We start from the raw sequence: 17,060 nt of genomic DNA, 5'->3' as shown, positions 1-17,060 counted from the left end.
TTTATTTTTAGCTTTTAATAATCGGTGTCCCTGTTTCTTCAAGGTCTTTTTGCAGTAGTTCGCGCATGCGTTTGCAGATGGGACCGGGGCGGACATCGTGGATGGGTTTTTTATTGTAGCGTACAACTCCAACGGCATCAATGGATGTGCCGCAGATGATAACTTCCTTGGCCAGCAGGATGTCTTCCTCGGATATGGCCCGGAAATCCACTTCAATCTCATCTTCAATAAGCTGCAGGGCGCGAGCAATGGTGGTTCCTGCGAGTGAGTTGGTAAATTTCGGGGTGTAAAGGTTACCGTCAGGGCTGACGATGCAGACATTTTCAGTGGCACCTTCGGCAAGGAAGCTGAGGTTGTCAAAACAGAAAGGCACGTCAAATCCTTCCTCCTTCGCATTGATTTTCATCATTACGTTGGGCAGGTAGTCGATGGATTTGATTGTTGCCAGATAAGGTTGCTTTGCCGGAACCTTGCTTCTGAAGGCGGTGACACCTTTTTCGTACCATGACTCTGGTTTGGGCTCGTGTTTGTAGACCACGATGTACAGGGACGGAACCGGGCATTCATAAGGGCTTATACCGAATCCACCGGGACCGCGTCCCAACAGCACCCGGACCATGCCGGAATCAACGCCGGATGCTCCGGCGACTTCCAGAATGATATTACCGAGTTCGTCCCATGAGCAGGGAGGTTCCAGACTGATTGTGCGGGCGGAACGCTTCATGCGGCGTAGGTGCGGCTCAAGCTGGTAAAGCTTGCCGTCAACAAATTTCATGCTTTCAAATACACCGTCACCGCGATGGACCAAGTGATCATCCCAAGGCATGAGCATAAGTTTGGGGTCGGTGCAGACCAGACCAATACGGTGCTCGTAAAATGCGCAAATTTTGTCGGTTCCCGCACGCATGGCGGAAAGCATGGCATCAATATATTCGTTGCTGTCTACTTTTCTAATCAATTCCGGACTCCGTAAATTTATTTAAACCCCAATCAGGGATCATAACCGCCATAAGTTCCATAGAATTCATATTCTACAAAACCGAATTACATTACCGCCAAAGGGTAGACTTTCGCAAGGGGGAATAGAGAATAAAAAAGCGGTGAAGTTGATATCAACTTCACCGCTTTTCAAAATTACTGGGTAATTACTTTGCTATTTTACACGAACCAGATCACGTTCGATCAGGGTCTCTGCGATCTGTACGGTGTTCAGTGCTGCGCCTTTACGGATGTTGTCAGAAACAATCCACATGTTCAGGCCATTTTCAATGGTTTCGTCTTCGCGGATACGTCCGACGAATACATCGTCTTCACCAGTGGCGTCGATGGCCATGGGGTAGAGGTTCTTCTCGGGGAAGTCCACTACGGTACAGCCGGGGAAGTTGGAAAGCATGTTGCGGCATTCCTCAACAGTTACCTTTTCCTCGGTCTCAATGTTTACGGACTCGGAGTGGCTGTAGAAGACGGGTACACGTACGGTGGTAGCGGTGAGTTTGATGGAGTCATCGCCCATGATTTTCTTAGTCTCATTGACCATCTTCATTTCTTCCTTAGTGTAGCCATTATCCATGAAAACATCGATGTGCGGCAGGCAGTTGAAGGCGATCTGGTGCGGGTAGGCACTGGGAACAACGTCCTTACCGTTGAAAAGTCTGCTGACTTGGGTTTCCAGCTCGGTGATGGCTTTCTGTCCGGTACCGGATACAGCCTGATAAGTGGAAACAATGATGCGCTTGATTTTTGCTGCATCGTGGATGGGTTTCAGCGCAACAACCATCTGAATGGTGGAACAGTTGGGGTTGGCGATGATGCCGGGATGCCAGTCGAGGTCTTCGGGGTTCACTTCAGGAACAACGAGGGGGATTTTGGGGTCCATGCGCCACTGGCTGGAGTTATCCACAACTACGCAACCTGCTTTAGCAGCAAGGGGTGCGAATTTTTCGGAGGTACCGCCGCCTGCGGAAAAAAGAGCGAGATCGAATCCTTCAAAGGAATCTTCTTTAAGCTCGACAACGGTCAGCTCTTCGCCTTTATAGGGAACCTTGGTTCCGGCGGAACGGGCAGAAGAAAAGGGAACAATTTCGGATGCGGGGAAGTCGCGCTGCTCAAGCACTTTGAGCATTTCACGTCCAACCGCGCCTGTGGCCCCTACAACAGCAACTCTGGGATTCTTGGTACTCATAGCTAAACCTCCGTATTCTTAACCCGGACCATCGGCAGTCCGGTTTGTTTGTTAATCATTTTCGGCAATATGAAATGCCGTTCGACAGCCGTATTAAAATTTTAATGCCTGACCGATTTCAAGACAGGCTTTAGCTCTGTTCAGAGTGTAAAGATGGACGCCGGGTGCACCGCCGTCGAGCAGTTCCTGAGCCTGTTTGGTCGCGAATTCGATACCCAGTTTGTAAACAGCGTCATCTCCACCTTCTGCGTGTGCTTTTTCCAGAGCACTGAGAAATTTGCCGGGAATAGCTGCGCCGCACAGGGAAAGGATGAACTTGGCGGATTTGAGGCTCATGATCGGCAGCACTCCGGGCAGTACGGGAACATCAATGCCCATACCTTTGAGTCTGTCGCAGAAGTCAAAGTAGACTCGGTTATCAAAAAAGAGCTGGGTGATGATGAATTCACCGCCTTCATCGATTTTGTATTTCATCCACTTGAAGTCTTCCTTAATGGAAGGGGATTCAAGGTGCGCTTCCGGGTATCCTGCTACTGCAATGCCTACGCCGGGATGTTTTTCCTTAACGTAAGTGACGAGATCGGAGCCGTGTTTGAAAGTCTGGGTATTGAAGTCGAAGTCCTTGTCGTCCGCAGGTGCATCACCGCGCAGGGCAAGAATGTTTTCAACGTCCGCTTCTTGAAGAGCAGAGACAAATTCACTGATATTTTCAGGGCTGGCACCGACACAGGTCAGGTGTGCGAGAGGCTCAATCCCAGCATCCTGCTTCATTCTTTTAACAATTTCAAGTGAATTGTCTTGAGTTCCGCCGCCAGCACCATAAGTAACAGAAGCAAAAAGAGGATTAAGAACTTTGAGTTTGTCTACTACATCAAAGAATTTAGGCCATGATTCACGGTCCTTGGGAGGAAAGAATTCCAGTGAGATAAACTGTCCGTTTTTATTGATTAAGTCGATAATTTTCATGATGGTCTCCTGTATGCCTCCGGCGGCTTAAACCTTTTTTGAAAAAAGGGTTTAAGAATCCCAAAAACTTTTAGTAGGCTTCGCCGTTTTGTCTGGCAGATTGTGCGGGGAGAGAACTTATTTGTTAAGTTCCCGTTCTTTCAGCTTTTCTAGGATTTCGTAATTGACGGGCAGGAATCTTACATCGCGTATGTTGGTTAAATCAAACCAGTCAAAGCGTTGGTTTTCAAGTGATGCCACTTGACCGGAAAATTCCCAGATGTCGAAAAAATTTAAGTGTACTGTATATTCCGGGTACTCTACAGTTTTTTCCATCCAGAAGTCAAAGTTTGTAGGAGTTATACCCAGCTCTTCCTGAAGTTCGCGTACCAGCGCATCACCCAGGGATTCATTAAATTCGACTTTGCCGCCGGGGAATTCCCACCATCCGGCGTAATCTTTGCCCTTGGGGCGTTCAGCGGAAAGAAAGAGTCCGTCTTTCCAGATAACCCCGGCAACAACTTCAATAGGCTTCTTTTTCATTAACCTTCTTCCAAAAGTTGCTTCTTGCGTTCTTCCAGTTCAGCGATCTCTTCTTCGAGGACAGCCATTTTTTCCATAAGCTCGTCGGCCCATGCGCAGGTCTCGGTGTAGCGGGAATTGAGTTCCACTGCTGCGGCACCATCGCTGTACAGCTCAGGATCATTGAGCTGTTCTTCCATGGCTGCCTGATCTTCCAAGGTTTTCTCAAGGTCTTTTTCGAGTTTTTCATACTCGGCTGTCTTGGGTTTAAGCTCCTTGTACAGGGCATTGCGGATTTCAGCCTGACGACGCTTGTCTTCTTTGCTGAGTTTGCGCTTGGCAGGCTTGTAGCTGTCGCCGGAATCGTCGGAATCTGGTCGGGCTGCGGGGGTTGCCAGTTTCTCTTTACGATAATTATCGTATTCTTCAAAAGAAAAGAATGTTTCGATTCCGGAATCAGTCAAAGCCCAGATTTCATCGGCAACCTCTCCGAGCAGGTAACGGTCATGCGCTACAAAGAAAAGGGTTCCGTCATAATCTTTCAGAGCTCGGATGAGTCCTTCGCGGCTTTCAAGGTCCAGATGGTTTGTAGGTTCGTCAAGAATAAGCAGGTTAGCCCGTGAAAGGAAAAGTGATGCGAGGATTAACCTATTTTTCTCTCCACCGGAAAGTGCGGAAACCTTGCGTTCAAAATATCCTTCGCCTAGCAGAAAAAGGCCGAGAACGCTCTTGAGCTGTTCTTCGGTGGTGTCCGGGTCGCAAAGACGGCGGATTTCGGACAGGGCTGTGGCTTCGTCGCGCAGGATGTCACTCTGGTGCTGGCTGAAGTAGGCCAAAGATGTGTTTTGTCCGATTTTGGCAAAGCCTGCATTGGGCTTAAGTGTTCCCATGATCACCTTGAGCAGGGTAGACTTACCCGCACCGTTGGGCGCAGCAAGAGCAACTTTCTTGCCCCGGAAAAGCTGGAAATTCATCAGGGGCCAGATGGACGGCGGCTTGCCGTCGTAGGAAAACTCAAGATCAACAATGCTGATGGCGGCCTTGTCACCACGAGAGGTCGGCGGGAGGCGGAAGTTCAGGGTTCTGCCGGATCGATTGAGATCAGCTTCTTCCTTGATCTTATCCAATTCTTTGGACATTTTTTCAACTTTCTTGATCTTGGACTGAGCCTGTGCAGCTTTGCGGGCTTTGACCCGGAAGCGGTTGATATAAGAGGTCTCTGACTCAATGCGTGCGGAAAGCTTGGCAGCTTCGCGGTTGCGTTGCTCTGCGTTCTCGGCTCGCCATTTAAGGAATTCGGTGAAATTACCGCGTCTGACCTGCGGACGTCCGGAACCGAGGAAAAGCACGTGGGTGCCGACTTTATCGAGAAAAATACGGTCGTGAGCCACGTAGATGACCGCACCACGAAAGGATAGCAGGTAACTTTCCAGCCATTCCACGGCTTCAAGGTCAAGATGGTTGGTTGGTTCGTCAAGGAGCAGCAGGTCTGCACCCTGCAGCAGAACACGACCCAGCTTGGCGCGTTCACGCCAGCCGCCGGAAAGCTCCTTGATTTTGCTGAGCAGGTCGTGTTCGGAGAAGCCCAGCCCGGTGAGGATAGTTCGGGCCTTGTGCTCAGGATTGTATCCGAATTGGTGCTCAAGTTCGGCCTGTTTTTCGGAAAGTCTTTCCATGAGAGCCTGATCATTCTTCTGTCCGGCTTCTTCCCACTGCTCCCAGAGTTTGTTCCAGGATGGCAGGGCAGAAAGCACCCAGCTGAGCAGGGTGTGCTCAAGGATTTCCCCGGTCAGTTCCTGCGCCACGTAACCAAGGCGTGCACCTTTGGAAATGGAAAGCACACCTGCATCCGGTTCAATCTTTCCGGCAATAAGCTTGAGCAGGGTCGATTTACCGCAACCATTCGGACCGGCTACGGCAAGGCGCATTCCGGCGCTCACTTCAAATGAAAGGTCGCTGAAAAGGTCTTCCCCGTTATATGATTTTTCAAGGGATGAAATAGTAATTCTGGGCATCTGGTCTCCGGATCAGGGCTGTCGGCCCTCTCAAAAAAAAGGCAGAAAATTAAATGAAATCTTTTATATAGATACGCAAGGCGCACGAAAAAATGCGTCTGGCAGTCATAAACTGAGTAAGCACGCCAAATTATATGTTCGAGCCGCAGAATGCAAGGGTAAATGGGCGTATCAGGACGTTAATCAGCAAAAATGATTCAAGAATAAAGTTTTGACTGCTCCGCAAGCAAAAGCTATCTCCAATTTATGAGCACATGGTACGTATATCTGCTGCGTTGTAGCGACAATTCTCTCTATTGCGGAGTGACCACCGATCCCGAGCGCAGGCTGGAAGAACACAATTCCGGCAAGGGCGCAAAGTACACCCGTTGCCGCCTGCCTGTTGAATTTGAAGCATATGAAGCTTTCCCTGATAAACGCGCTGCCTATCGTGCTGAATATGCAGTAAAGCAGAAGCGAGCAGGGCAGAAGGTTGGATTTCTTAAGGAACTAGCAATTCAGGAAGAAAATACACCGTCTTAACGCGTTAAATGCGAAGCAAATTAATAAGTTTTGAGGGTATGGGGTCTGGGGAAGGCCTTACAAATATTCCCCCGGTTCCTTACACATCGCATCAAATTTCTGGAAGAACTCTCCGAAATGCTTACCATCCATAAGTCCGTGCAGGGCTTCAACTGCCACAGGCATGATCTTTCTGCCGGATTCGTTTTCAGTTACATGACCGAACAGGATTCGGGGTACTGAATCGGTATTGCAGTTCCCCCACGGGTTGCTGGCAGAGGTGAAGGCCACGCCGTTGACCACGCTGAAATAGAACAGGTTGGGCTTTTCGCCACCTGCGGGGGTGAGAGTCGGTTTTTCATCTGCGGATTGACGGGCAACTTCGATATTGGCAGCGGTTTCGCAGAAATTTTCGCCGAGTCGGCAAAGGCAGTTGGCGTGCAGGCTGCGTCCTTTGGGTATGTATGTGAATGCAGGATGGATAACATCGTAAATGGCGGGCTTGCCTTCCACTATGCGGGTGCGGAATTCAGGGACCTCGTTTGCCGCACGGGTAGCCAGATAATAGAGCATAGACGAGAAGCGGATTTTTGCGGACCCGCTGTTCTGCTCTTTGCGATAGTTCAAAAGTTCGGTCACATCCTGCTGCACGGTGAACCCGTAACGGCTGGTGCACAGGGATTGAAAAAAGGTAAAGTGTTCAGCTCGTTCCCATGTTTCCATGTCCAGAAATTCCATTTTGCTTTCAGTCAGCAGCGCTTTGTTTGTCATGAGTTTTCTCGTATATATTTTTTAGTTTTAAAATCGAATTTGGGCCAGCTATAACGAATGAATGGGCGGTCCGTAAACAGTTCATTACTTATCTAAAAAAATCACAATCAAGGATTGTCACAGCATGCTGTAATGACATACATATTCAATATGTCGAAACGAGCTTATACAGTTGAACCCGTGATGGATCAGGGTAGCGTTGTTGACGTGCGCATCCATATAGAGGGTAAGAAATGGCATCTCTGGGGCCGTAAAGGGGGTGAGCGTGAATGCGGGCTGGCTGAAGCGGTCACGCCCGGAAAGCTGCCCGTGCTACTTGGTGCCGGACTTGGTGTGTGCATAGAAGAATTGCTGAAATCCGGTCCGCTGGCGGTGCTGGATAATGATCCGTCCATAGCAGAGGCTTCTGGGGCAGATAAATTTCGAAATCATCCGCAGGTTACATGGTTGAGCGGTGATCCGGTACAGGTGTTGGAGCAGGTCCGCGAGTGGCGCTCGGCTAACGGTAACGGTCCGCTTGAGCTGGTGAAAATACCTTTATATCAGCGTCTGGACCGAGAATGGTACCTCGCTATCGGCAACACAATTGAGGACGAAAAGGATTCCGCTCCTTTAGATTTTTGGGCTGAGGTTGCCTATCCGAAATTTCGCAATGAAAAACCGAAGGTTCTTTTCTTCCATCGCCCGTACTTCCTGATGGGCGAGATTACCGCCGCGCTGGAGCGCTTGGACATTGAATTCCGCAGCGTGGATATCGGTACCGGGGACACTGTTCGTGAAGGTTTTGTGGAAGACCTGTTGCGTACGGTGGTTGATTTTAAGCCAGATTTTGCGCTGACAGTGAACCACTTCGGCGTGGACCGGGAAGGTAAGCTCACCGACCTGCTGTTGAAACTCAAACTCCCGCTGGCCTCATGGTTTGTGGATAACCCGCATCTGATCCTTTACCGTTACGCTGATGTACTGCCCGATTTGACGGCTATCTTTACTTATGATGCCGGAAATCTGGAAATCATGAGCGAAAAAGGTTTTGAGAATGTTTTCTACCTGCCGCTGGCAACGGATGTAGAGCGTTTCAAGCCGGGACTTCCCGGGCGTGATGAGTGGCGGGCGGATGTTTCGTTCCTTGGTAACTCCATGGTGCATGCGGTGAATGACTATTTGCATCAGAGTGGTCTTGATGCCGGAATGGAGCAGAGAGTTCCGGAATTGGCAGTGGAGTTCGGTGAACGGGCAGAGCTGTCAGTGGAAGATTTTTTGCGCAATTCGTACCCTGATCTTCTGGAACAGATGGAAAATTTAGCCACTGATGAAAACAGGCTGGCCTTTGAAGGTTTGATCACATGGGAAGCTACTCGCCGCTACCGTCTTTCTTGTGTGCGCGAATTGCTGCCCTTCAATCCGCTTATCGTAGGGGATGACGGTTGGCAGGAATTGCTTTCAAAAGGAAACTGGCGTTATTTGTCCTCTTTGGACTATTATAATGATCTGCCCGGGTTTTATCCTATGTCCAAGATCGGTTTCAATTGCACCAGCAGGCAGATGAAGGGCGCGGTCAACCAGCGGGTCTTCGATGTTCCGGCCTGCGGAGGGTTTGTGCTCACCGACTATCGGGAGCAGATGGAAGCGCTTTTTGAGCCGGGTAATGAGATTATTTCGTATAATGATATTTCAGAAATCGGTCCGTTGCTGGAAAAGTGGTTGGCTGATGATGTTGGTCGGTCCAAGGTAACCGCTGCCGCGCGTAAGCGGATTATGGCCGAACATACCTACAAACATAGGCTTTCCACTTTGATGGAAAAAATGCGTCAAACATTTGGGTAGGATTAAGATTATGTCAGGTAAATTCTGGGGATTTCTCGACACCGCGTCCCGCTACAGGCTTCTGGTTTCCGGGCACGGTAAGCCACACCTTATGGAGACTGCTAACCGGGTCATCAACAGCGCCGAGAGTAGCCGCGAGAAAAGTACGCTCATTGATCTGGGCGTAGATATGTTTCTGGCTGCATGGGAAGCCAGTCCTTTGGATGGACAACTTGCTTCCAATCTGTTGGCAATCAATAAGCAGCTTAATTTTTTGCCAGCTCCGCTGGTGGAAACTATGTCGCTCATTGCCTCGAACAGTGCCATCCCGGAAAATCTGGGCTACCTGCAACGGCTTATTGCTAAGGATGATAAGGATAAGCTGGTTGATTATCTTTCCAGCCAGACCGAACGTGAACCCGAGAATTTATTCTGGCTATCGCATTTGCTTGATCTGGCTTTTTTTCTTGGCAGACACGAGGTTGCCAGTGCGGCCCTTGCTCGTGACTGGCCCACATCCATGAATATGGTGCTCAATAAATATGCCGGGGATATTGCCTTTTGTTCCGGTAACTACGAGCAGGCTGAAGCTATTTATTCTGATACTTCTGAAGGTGCTCTTATTTTGGGTGAGAATTTGTTGCGACTGGCTGAAAGTGTAGACCGCATGGGCAGGCGAGATGAAGCCATGGTTCTCTGGCGGGATCGCATGACTGCCCGTCCGTGGCAGGTTAATACTTGGTTCAAGGTTTATGACCGTCTGCTCGGTAGTGGCGGTTCTAATCTGCTGGACGGTCAGGTTGCGGTTTGCCTGTACACATTTAATAAAGCAGATGACTTTGATGTGACCATGAAGTCATTGGCGCAGTCTCCGTTGGATAATGTGCATATCTTTGCCCTAGATAACGGGAGTTCGGATCATACTTCTGAAATTATGACCCGTTGGAAAGAGCAGCTTGGGGATCGTTTCAGCCGTATCGATCTTCCGGTGAATGTGGGTGCTCCTGCGGCTCGTAACTGGCTGAAAAATATGAATGAGCTTAAGCTCTACGATTATGTGGCCTACCTTGATGACGATGCCTTTATTCCGGCGGATTGGCAGGCCCATTTCAGTGCGGCGGTGGAGGCTTATCCTGATGCCGGGGTCTGGGGCTGCAAGGTGGTCAATGAGGATCAGCAGGAAGTCATTCAGCATGCTGATTTGCATTTGCGGGAAACCCCGACGGGATTTGAAGATGTGGTCCGTAGTTTCGAGTTTGCCTATCTCGATCCTTATAATCAGGATCTTGATTATGGGCAGTTTGATTATTGCCGTCCATGCGTTTCCGTCACCGGATGCTTCCATCTTTTCCGGCAGGATATTTTGAGCCAAAGTGGTGATTTTGACCTGCGTTACTCACCTACTCAGTATGATGACCTCGATCATGACTTGATGCTTGCCAAGGCCGGAAAAACGGCTGTTTATCAGGGTAAACTCAAAGTTCAACACAAGCGTAAGTCGGGGGCTGCAGTTTCAATCAGCCGTGCCGCGCGTGGCAGCGGGGCCGGTAATGTGTTGAAGTTGGAATCCAAGTATGAAGCCCGGGAAGTAGCGGAGATTATTGATCGTGATATTGAGCGGTTAGAGAATGATTTTACCGAGAAGGCTCTTAAAGTAGGGCATGTGATGAAAGAAGTGGAGTAGTTAATTAAGCTCGTTGTTGTATCTGCAATAATCTGCTAGGGTTTTCCAAACCATAGAAGGAGTGGAAAATGAAAAATATTCTTATTGCGGGCTTATTGTGTTTGGGGTTGTTTGCGTTTGTTGGTTGTGGAGCAAAGCATCATACAATTACCAAAACTGATGGTTCTACAGCGGTAAGTGTCGGCGCACCGCAATACAATAAAGATTCGAATACCTATACTTATGAGAATCTTGACGGCCAGCAGACGACAATCAAGCGTGAAGATGTGCAGCAGATAGAGGAAAATAAGAAATAAATTTATTAAGTCTGCCGGGATCTCATTGTATGTGAGATCCCGGTTTTTTTATGTTTCTTGAACCTGCATCTTGTTCATGAAGTCATCAAGGTCTGTTGCAAGAGAAGCCAGTTCGGCTACCGATCCGGCAACCATTCCCATTGAATCTGAAGTTTGTGATGCGATATTATTCACCATGTCGATTGCACTTGTGACTTCTTCGCTGGCAGCTGACTGCTGTTCTGCTGCAGTTGCTATACCTTCGACTTGTCCTGCCGTTTGTTTGGATATTTCAAGTATCTGCTTGAGAGCTGCATCAGCTTTATCGCACATTTCCGTGGCCTGCTGAATACTGTTTAAGGTGTCTTCTGTGGCGGAAGTGCTTTTCTGTGAACTGTTTTGGATGGCGGATATGTATTCGCCAACTTCCTTGGTTGCATGCATGGTGTTTTCAGCCAGTTTCCTGATTTCGTCGGCTACAACAGAAAAACCGCGTCCCGCTTCCCCGGCTCGGGCCGCTTCAATAGCGGCATTGAGAGCGAGTAGGTTGGTCTGGTCGGCAATGTCGGATATTACCTGCATGATGGTGGTTATGCCGTTACTGTGGGTTTCAAGGGTTCCCATTTCCTGCTTGAGATTTCCCGCTTTCATATTCACTTCGTCCATAACCCCGATGACATTTTCAACAAGCCCGGAACCATCGTTAGCTGTTTCTTGAGTCTGGCGGGCCATCCGGGCTGCATCACTGGAGTTTCTGGATACTTCAAGGATAGATGCATTCATCTGTTCCATGGAAGTTGCCACTTCTTCCGTTCTGGTCCGCTGGTCATGGATACCTTTGCTGGAATTTTGGATTTCTGAGCTTATTTCGTCTGATGTGCCTGCAAGTTGCTCAGATATTTTTGAGGCATCAGTCACGCCTTTGGCAATTTTCTTATTCTGGGCGGTGATAAAGTCTTCCTTGAGCTTGATGTTGGTGAAATCCATGATTGTGGTGAAGCCGCCAAGTAAATTCCCTCTGGAGTCGAAAATTGGCGAAGAAGCAACGGAGATATATTTTGTTGTGCCTTTGCGGCCCTCTACCTGTCCTTTGACAAATAATTTTTTGCGTTCATCCATACATCTTTCGGAGATGGTTTCCTGTTTTGTGCCGTAGAAGAAGGTTGAAAAATTCTGCCCGATATACGTGTCTGTTACTTCCTCTTCTTCAATTAATTTTACGATGCTTTCATTAATCCAGCTGATATTACCTTTGGGGTCGACTACCACCATAGGGGTCATAATATTTTTCAGCATCGATTCACTCATGCCGACTTTCTCGTTTAGAATATTGTTGAGTCCTTCTATTGCGTTTGAAAGCTCTCCGAGTTCTGCCATGAAATTATGATGGGGGATCGGGGTGTAGTCCGCTTTGGAAATTCTTTCTACTTCTCCAATGAGTGTTTTAATCGGCGAAATTATATGTCTTTGAACAACAAAGCCTAGGGTAAGCAAAGCGGCAATGGAAATTGATACAATGAGAATAGCTATTTGATTCTGGGCAAAGAATAGTCCTGCTCCGAGTAGAAGGGCAATTGTTACGATGCTGGCATACAGGCGTGCGGTCATATGGGCCTCCCGTTCTTTTAGTAGAAGTGCTGTAGCCCATAAAGCATGTTTAATGCCATGTGTTTATCTTCCTATTGTAACAGGAAGAGAAGTGTGTTTTGTGCTATTTCTGAAGACTGTAAGTGAGTCATATTAGCACAGTGGAATGCAGGTGTGGATGGTGTGTCGGTAAATTGAATGTTTTATCAGTCTTTTAGCTTGTGTGTCATAAAAGAGTATACAAAAAAAGAGGCCTTCCGGCCTCTATTGTAGTAAATTTTTAATATATAATTTATTCTATGGCACTTGATAATTTATCAAAATAAGGCCGGACAACTTTTACATCCTCTGCAGGTGCTTTCATCATTGCTTTAGCAACTTTCATAGATGAGAGCATATGTTCCTTTATCATCTTCTTTTGCTCTGGACTCATGTTCGGATCGGCTTCCATCTGGGCAATTGCGGCTTCAAGTTCAGCCATGCCCGCGTTACCGTCTTCTTCCATGGCGATGGAGGCAAATGCCTTAACTACTCGCCCAGCAGTTTCAGGCCATGTTTTGTAGGTAAAACCATTTGCCTCAATGATTCTTTTGGCCTGTGGGGTGTAGCCATAGAGCATGGCAAATTCCTTGTGCAGCATTTCAGGATCAAGGGGATCTACATCGCTTTCACCGGATTCTTCCATTTCCTCTTCCATCTGTTCCATTATCGGGTCCAGCTGTTCCAGTGTTTTTACAACCCGCTCTACCTGATCCCCGGTAAGAGGGGAAGCCGCATTTGTTGTGAATGCGAAAAGAAAGGTCAGTACGACCAGCACCAATATTTTTTTAAGCATTGTTCCTCCATGCTGAGTATTTACCCCGACTAATGATTATCGGTATATATTAAATTAAGATTTTGTAAAGAGGGATGGAGAAAATGAAAGATCCCTGCCTCTTTCGAAGCAGGGACCTTTCTTGGCTTAAGGATATGGCAGTAATTGATTCTTATTTGATGAACAGCATTTCAGAGTAGCTGGGCAGGCACCAGAGGTCGTCTGCAACAACTTCTTCAAGCTGATCTGCGTATTTGCGGACTTCCAGCATTGCGGGAAGTGCGGTGCAGCAGAGGTATTTTGCTTCTTCTACAACATCGCCTTCGGGCTTGGCTTCCATGATCTTTTCAAGTTCGATGTTGGCAGTCTGCATGCCGCGAAGCTTAGCGGTCAGGTCTTCGAGGGTGCCGGTGGTGAATTCTACGCCGATGGCTTTCATTGCAGCGCAGGTTTCAGCCAGTTCCTTCTGGTAGCGTACTGCGCCGGGAAGGATATGGGTCTTGGCGAGTTTGCTTACCAGTGCAGCTTCGGTAACGATGGCCTGGTTGTACTGCTCAAGGTAGATTTCTTTACGGCTTTCCAGTTCTTCTTCAGTGAAGACACCGTATTTGGTAAACAGTTCTACAGATTCCGGAGAAGCGATCTCGGGGATAGCATCTGCGGAGGTGCGCAGGTTGGGCAGGCCGCGTTCTTCAACAGCTTCTTTGTGCCATTCTTCAGAATAGCCGTCGCCGTTAAATACGATCTGACCATGGGCGTCCATGATATCTTTGATTACTTTGTTTACAGCATCATTGAGTTTGGATTCGTCACCACCCATGAATGCATCCATTTCATCTGCGATGAAATCAAGAGAATCTGCGATCATGGTATTCAGGGCAACCTGAGGGCCGGCGATGGAGAGGTTGGAACCTACTGCGCGGAACTCAAAACGGTTACCGGTGAATGCGAACGGGCTGGTACGGTTACGGTCACCGGCATCTCTGGGCAGCGGAGGCAGGGTGTCTACGCCGGCTTTGAGGAAGCCAGTGGAAGTCGGGGTCGGGGAGTTGCCTTCCTGGATCTTTCCGAAGATCTCAGAGAGCTGCTCGCCGAGGAAGATAGACATGATCGCCGGAGGAGCTTCGTTGGCACCGAGACGGTGGTCGTTGGAAGCGGTGGCAACCACTGCACGCAGGAGCTTGCTGTGCTTGTGGACAGCGCGGATTACCGCAGCGCAGAATATGAGGAACTGTGCGTTCTCATGGGGGTTGTCGCCCGGATCGAACAGGGAACCGTATCCGTTGCAGCTCAGGGAGTAGTTGACGTGTTTGCCGGAGCCGTTGATTCCTGCAAAAGGTTTTTCATGCAGCAGGCAGACCATGCCGTGACGTTTAGCCACACTCTTGAGGGTGGTCATGATCATCTGGTTGTGGTCGGTAGCAATGTTGGACTGTTCGTAAACAGGAGCGATTTCGAACTGTCCGGGAGCTACTTCATTGTGGCGGGTCTTAACCGGAACGCCCAGTTTGTAGAGTTCGTGCTCAACATCCATCATGAAAGAGAGAACGCGGCGGGGAACTGCACCAAAGTAGTGGTCGTCCAGTTCCTGTCCTTTTGCGGGTTTGGCACCGAAAAGGGTTCTGCCGGACATCATGAGGTCGGGGCGTGCGAAGTAAAAGTTGCGGTCAACCAGGAAGTATTCCTGTTCGGGGCCGGCGTTGGAAGCAACGCGGTTACCGGATTTGTCGCCGAAAATATTTAGGATACGCTGTGCGGAAGTGTTGACTACCTGTGTTGCTTTAAGCAGGGGGGTCTTTTTGTCAAGTGCTTCACCTTTCCAGGAAATGAATGCGGTGGGAATGCACAGGAAGGTTCCGTTGGGGTTCTCAAGGATGTAAGCGGGGCTTGTTACGTCCCATGCGGTGTACCCACGAGCTTCGAAGGTTGCGCGCAGGCCGCCGTTGGGGAAGCTGGATGCATCGGGCTCGCCCTGAATGAGGAGCTTGCCTTCGAATTCAGCAATGCAGTTACCGCTGCCGTCGGGGGAGATGAAGCTGTCGTGTTTCTCTGCGGTCAGGCCAGTCAGGGGATAGAAAACGTGAGTGTAATGGGTTGCGCCTTTTTCCATGGCCCATTCTTTCATTGCGTTTGCAACAGTATCGGCGATGGAAGGATCGATTGCAGCACCTTCTTCAATGGTTTTTTTCAGGGATTTGTAGACTTTCTTAGGAAGTCTGTCCTTCATTACGCTGTCGTTGAAGACATTGCAGCCGAAGAGTTCGGTGGGTTTTGTGTCGGCAAAGCTGAAGGAAGCTTCAGGGGTAGAGTAGTTGGTCACTGCGGTGATCGCACCCTGGCGGGAGGTGTTTGAACTCATTTGAAAAAACTCCTTGAATCTTTTTTATTGGTGATCTTCGCTCGGCGAAGAATTTTGGGCGTTAATCAAACCTGCTCAGACACAAGCAGGAGGTGTGCCGTTGTTGTGAAAAGTTAAATATTATAGATATTTATCTGTGTTTGGGTTCTTTGAGAGGCATGCCTAACTTACAAAAATGTAGAATGATCAGGGTGCGCCTCGAAGTCATATTACAAAATTGTCATTAAAATTAAGTATACCCAGAAAGGTGGGGAATTTTGATTACAAAATTGTGCATTTTGATTGAGTAAACGGTTGTTTGTGGCTGAGGATGCTATGCTTTATGTGAAAAATATATATTGAGAAAGATTGCACTTGTGCGCGAATTTTTATGATTCCCTACATTAATATAATAGGAAAGTCAGTAGTATTTTTTATAATTTTAAAAAGTCTGCATTGTTTTCGTTTTCGTGATGGTTTGTCGTGGTTTTTTTGAGAAAAACTGTTTCATTTTTTTGGGGTTTTTTAGATAAAAAGTGAGGCGGTATTTAATGAATAAGAGGGCGTGTGGCTGTTGTTATTTTCGAATTAAATTTGGGTAGGTTGATTGGTTGATCAGGTGAGTGTTCGCTTTTAAAATGCATGTATTCCTGAGATGTTATCGTATCTATTGAGTTTGATTGAATTTCTAATTGAATGGTTGTGCGGCCAGTGTCTTGAATTTAGTGTAAAAAGGTGCTAAATTTTGCTCCTTCGACAAATTATCGACGGGTAAATTCCTCGTTGATCGGTCTATCTTCATTTTTTATTGGGATGAAGATTTTTAAGAAATGATGTTTATTCTTGGAGGATTCATGAAAAAACTGCTTTCAATAATCGTTGCCGCTCTGATTACTGCGACCATGGTCGGAACTGCTTTTGCAGGTAAACTTACTGTTGCCTGTGACACCAGCTTCCCTCCTTTTGAATTTAAAGATCCTGCTACCGGAAAGCACACCGGCTTTGACGTTGAGCTTTGGGAAGCTATCGCTAAGAAGATCGGTGTTGATTATGATCTGCAGCCCATGGACTTCAACGGCATCATTCCCGGTCTCCAGTCCAACCAGATTGATGTAGGTATCGCTGGTATCACCATCAAGCCCGAGCGTGCAAAAGTTGTTGACTTCTCTGATGGTTACTACAACTCCGGCCTGCTTATTCTCGTCAAGAAAGACGAAAATTCCATCAACGGTATTGAAGATCTTAAAGGTAAGATCATCTCCACCAAGCTGAGCACTTCTTCTGCTGATTTCGCTAAGACTGCTAACGCTAAGGAAGTTAAGCTTTACCCCAACAACGACGCTATGTTCATGGAACTCATGACCGGCGGTGCTGATGCGGTTATCTTTGACTCCCCCGTTATCGCAGACTTCATGCGTAAGGCCGGTAAAGGTCAGGTTAAAGTTGTTGGCCCTCTTTACAACGGCCAGCAGTACGGTATTGCTTTCCCCAAAGGAAGCGACCTCGTAGCCAAAGTTAACGCAGCTCTTAAAGACCTGCGCAAAGATGGCACCTACCGTGAACTGTACGTAAAATGGTTCGGCACTGAGCCTAAATAATTTATTTATAACTATTTCAGTGTGT

The 17,060-nt window shown here is 48.0% G+C and carries 14 protein-coding genes; 5 read left to right on the top strand and 9 right to left on the bottom strand.

Annotation, left to right across the window (positions count from 1 at the left end; all coding sequences use genetic code 11):
- Positions 1 to 7: 7 nt before the first annotated feature.
- The 5 genes from ACO05Z_RS11770 to ACO05Z_RS11750 form a co-directional block, all read right to left on the bottom strand.
- Entirely contained in the window at positions 8 to 958 is a 951-nt protein-coding gene (locus ACO05Z_RS11770; RefSeq protein ID WP_421902369.1) for an aminotransferase class IV, read from the bottom strand.
- 195 nt (positions 959 to 1,153) lie between these two features.
- The gene (locus ACO05Z_RS11765; protein ID WP_421902368.1) at positions 1,154 to 2,182 is read right to left on the bottom strand and encodes an aspartate-semialdehyde dehydrogenase; all 1,029 of its coding nucleotides are present in this window, start codon (positions 2,180 to 2,182) and stop codon (positions 1,154 to 1,156) included.
- A gap of 93 nt (positions 2,183 to 2,275) precedes the next feature.
- Positions 2,276 to 3,148 carry a methylenetetrahydrofolate reductase gene (locus tag ACO05Z_RS11760; RefSeq protein WP_421902367.1) on the bottom strand — a complete coding sequence of 291 codons (873 nt, stop codon included), beginning with the start codon at positions 3,146 to 3,148 and terminating at the stop codon, positions 2,276 to 2,278.
- A gap of 117 nt (positions 3,149 to 3,265) precedes the next feature.
- Positions 3,266 to 3,670, bottom strand: coding sequence for a (deoxy)nucleoside triphosphate pyrophosphohydrolase (locus ACO05Z_RS11755; protein WP_421902366.1), 405 nt, complete (start codon positions 3,668 to 3,670; stop codon positions 3,266 to 3,268).
- Positions 3,670 to 5,664 (bottom strand): ABC-F family ATP-binding cassette domain-containing protein, encoded by a 1,995-nt coding sequence (locus ACO05Z_RS11750; RefSeq protein WP_421902365.1) that lies wholly within the window; start codon positions 5,662 to 5,664, stop codon positions 3,670 to 3,672. Before ACO05Z_RS11750 ends, ACO05Z_RS11755 begins: the two co-directional genes overlap by 1 nt.
- Before the next feature lie 246 nt (positions 5,665 to 5,910).
- On the opposite strand from ACO05Z_RS11750, the gene ACO05Z_RS11745 reads away from it, so the two are divergent.
- The gene (locus tag ACO05Z_RS11745) at positions 5,911 to 6,186 is read left to right on the top strand and encodes a GIY-YIG nuclease family protein (protein ID WP_421902364.1); all 276 of its coding nucleotides are present in this window, start codon (positions 5,911 to 5,913) and stop codon (positions 6,184 to 6,186) included.
- Positions 6,187 to 6,243: 57 nt separating this feature from the next.
- On the opposite strand, the gene ACO05Z_RS11740 is transcribed toward ACO05Z_RS11745, so the two are convergent.
- Positions 6,244 to 6,936 (bottom strand): CatA-like O-acetyltransferase, encoded by a 693-nt coding sequence (locus ACO05Z_RS11740; RefSeq protein ID WP_421902363.1) that lies wholly within the window; start codon positions 6,934 to 6,936, stop codon positions 6,244 to 6,246.
- Positions 6,937 to 7,068: 132 nt separating this feature from the next.
- Here ACO05Z_RS11740 and ACO05Z_RS11735 point away from each other — a divergent pair, with 132 nt between their 5' ends.
- The 3 genes from ACO05Z_RS11735 to ACO05Z_RS11725 all read left to right on the top strand — a co-directional run bounded on the left by ACO05Z_RS11735 (position 7,069) and on the right by ACO05Z_RS11725 (position 10,719).
- The gene (locus tag ACO05Z_RS11735) at positions 7,069 to 8,760 is read left to right on the top strand and encodes a CgeB family protein (RefSeq protein ID WP_421902362.1); all 1,692 of its coding nucleotides are present in this window, start codon (positions 7,069 to 7,071) and stop codon (positions 8,758 to 8,760) included.
- A gap of 10 nt (positions 8,761 to 8,770) precedes the next feature.
- Positions 8,771 to 10,423 (top strand): glycosyltransferase, encoded by a 1,653-nt coding sequence (locus ACO05Z_RS11730; protein ID WP_421902361.1) that lies wholly within the window; start codon positions 8,771 to 8,773, stop codon positions 10,421 to 10,423.
- A 68-nt stretch (positions 10,424 to 10,491) separates the two neighbouring features.
- Positions 10,492 to 10,719: a YgdI/YgdR family lipoprotein gene (locus tag ACO05Z_RS11725; RefSeq protein WP_421902360.1), complete on the top strand. Its 228-nt coding sequence runs from the start codon at positions 10,492 to 10,494 to the stop codon at positions 10,717 to 10,719.
- Between the two features lie 48 nt (positions 10,720 to 10,767).
- Here ACO05Z_RS11725 and ACO05Z_RS11720 read toward each other — a convergent pair whose 3' ends face one another.
- The 3 genes from ACO05Z_RS11720 to ACO05Z_RS11710 form a co-directional block, all read right to left on the bottom strand.
- The gene (locus ACO05Z_RS11720; RefSeq protein WP_421902359.1) at positions 10,768 to 12,306 is read right to left on the bottom strand and encodes a methyl-accepting chemotaxis protein; all 1,539 of its coding nucleotides are present in this window, start codon (positions 12,304 to 12,306) and stop codon (positions 10,768 to 10,770) included.
- Between the two features lie 271 nt (positions 12,307 to 12,577).
- A complete protein-coding gene (locus tag ACO05Z_RS11715) occupies positions 12,578 to 13,120 on the bottom strand; it encodes a hypothetical protein (protein WP_421902358.1) in 543 nt (180 codons plus the stop codon).
- A 151-nt stretch (positions 13,121 to 13,271) separates the two neighbouring features.
- Positions 13,272 to 15,458: a glutamine synthetase III gene (locus tag ACO05Z_RS11710; protein ID WP_421902357.1), complete on the bottom strand. Its 2,187-nt coding sequence runs from the start codon at positions 15,456 to 15,458 to the stop codon at positions 13,272 to 13,274.
- A gap of 833 nt (positions 15,459 to 16,291) precedes the next feature.
- On the opposite strand from ACO05Z_RS11710, the gene glnH reads away from it, so the two are divergent.
- Positions 16,292 to 17,035 (top strand): glutamine ABC transporter substrate-binding protein GlnH, encoded by a 744-nt coding sequence (gene glnH / locus ACO05Z_RS11705; RefSeq protein ID WP_421902356.1) that lies wholly within the window; start codon positions 16,292 to 16,294, stop codon positions 17,033 to 17,035.
- Positions 17,036 to 17,060 lie beyond the last annotated feature (25 nt).

Origin of the sequence: Maridesulfovibrio sp. (genome assembly GCF_965230075.1) — a bacterium.
In the GTDB taxonomy this organism is placed as follows: Bacteria; Desulfobacterota; Desulfovibrionia; order Desulfovibrionales; family Desulfovibrionaceae; genus Maridesulfovibrio.
This window is presented reverse-complemented; position numbering and strand designations above follow the sequence as displayed.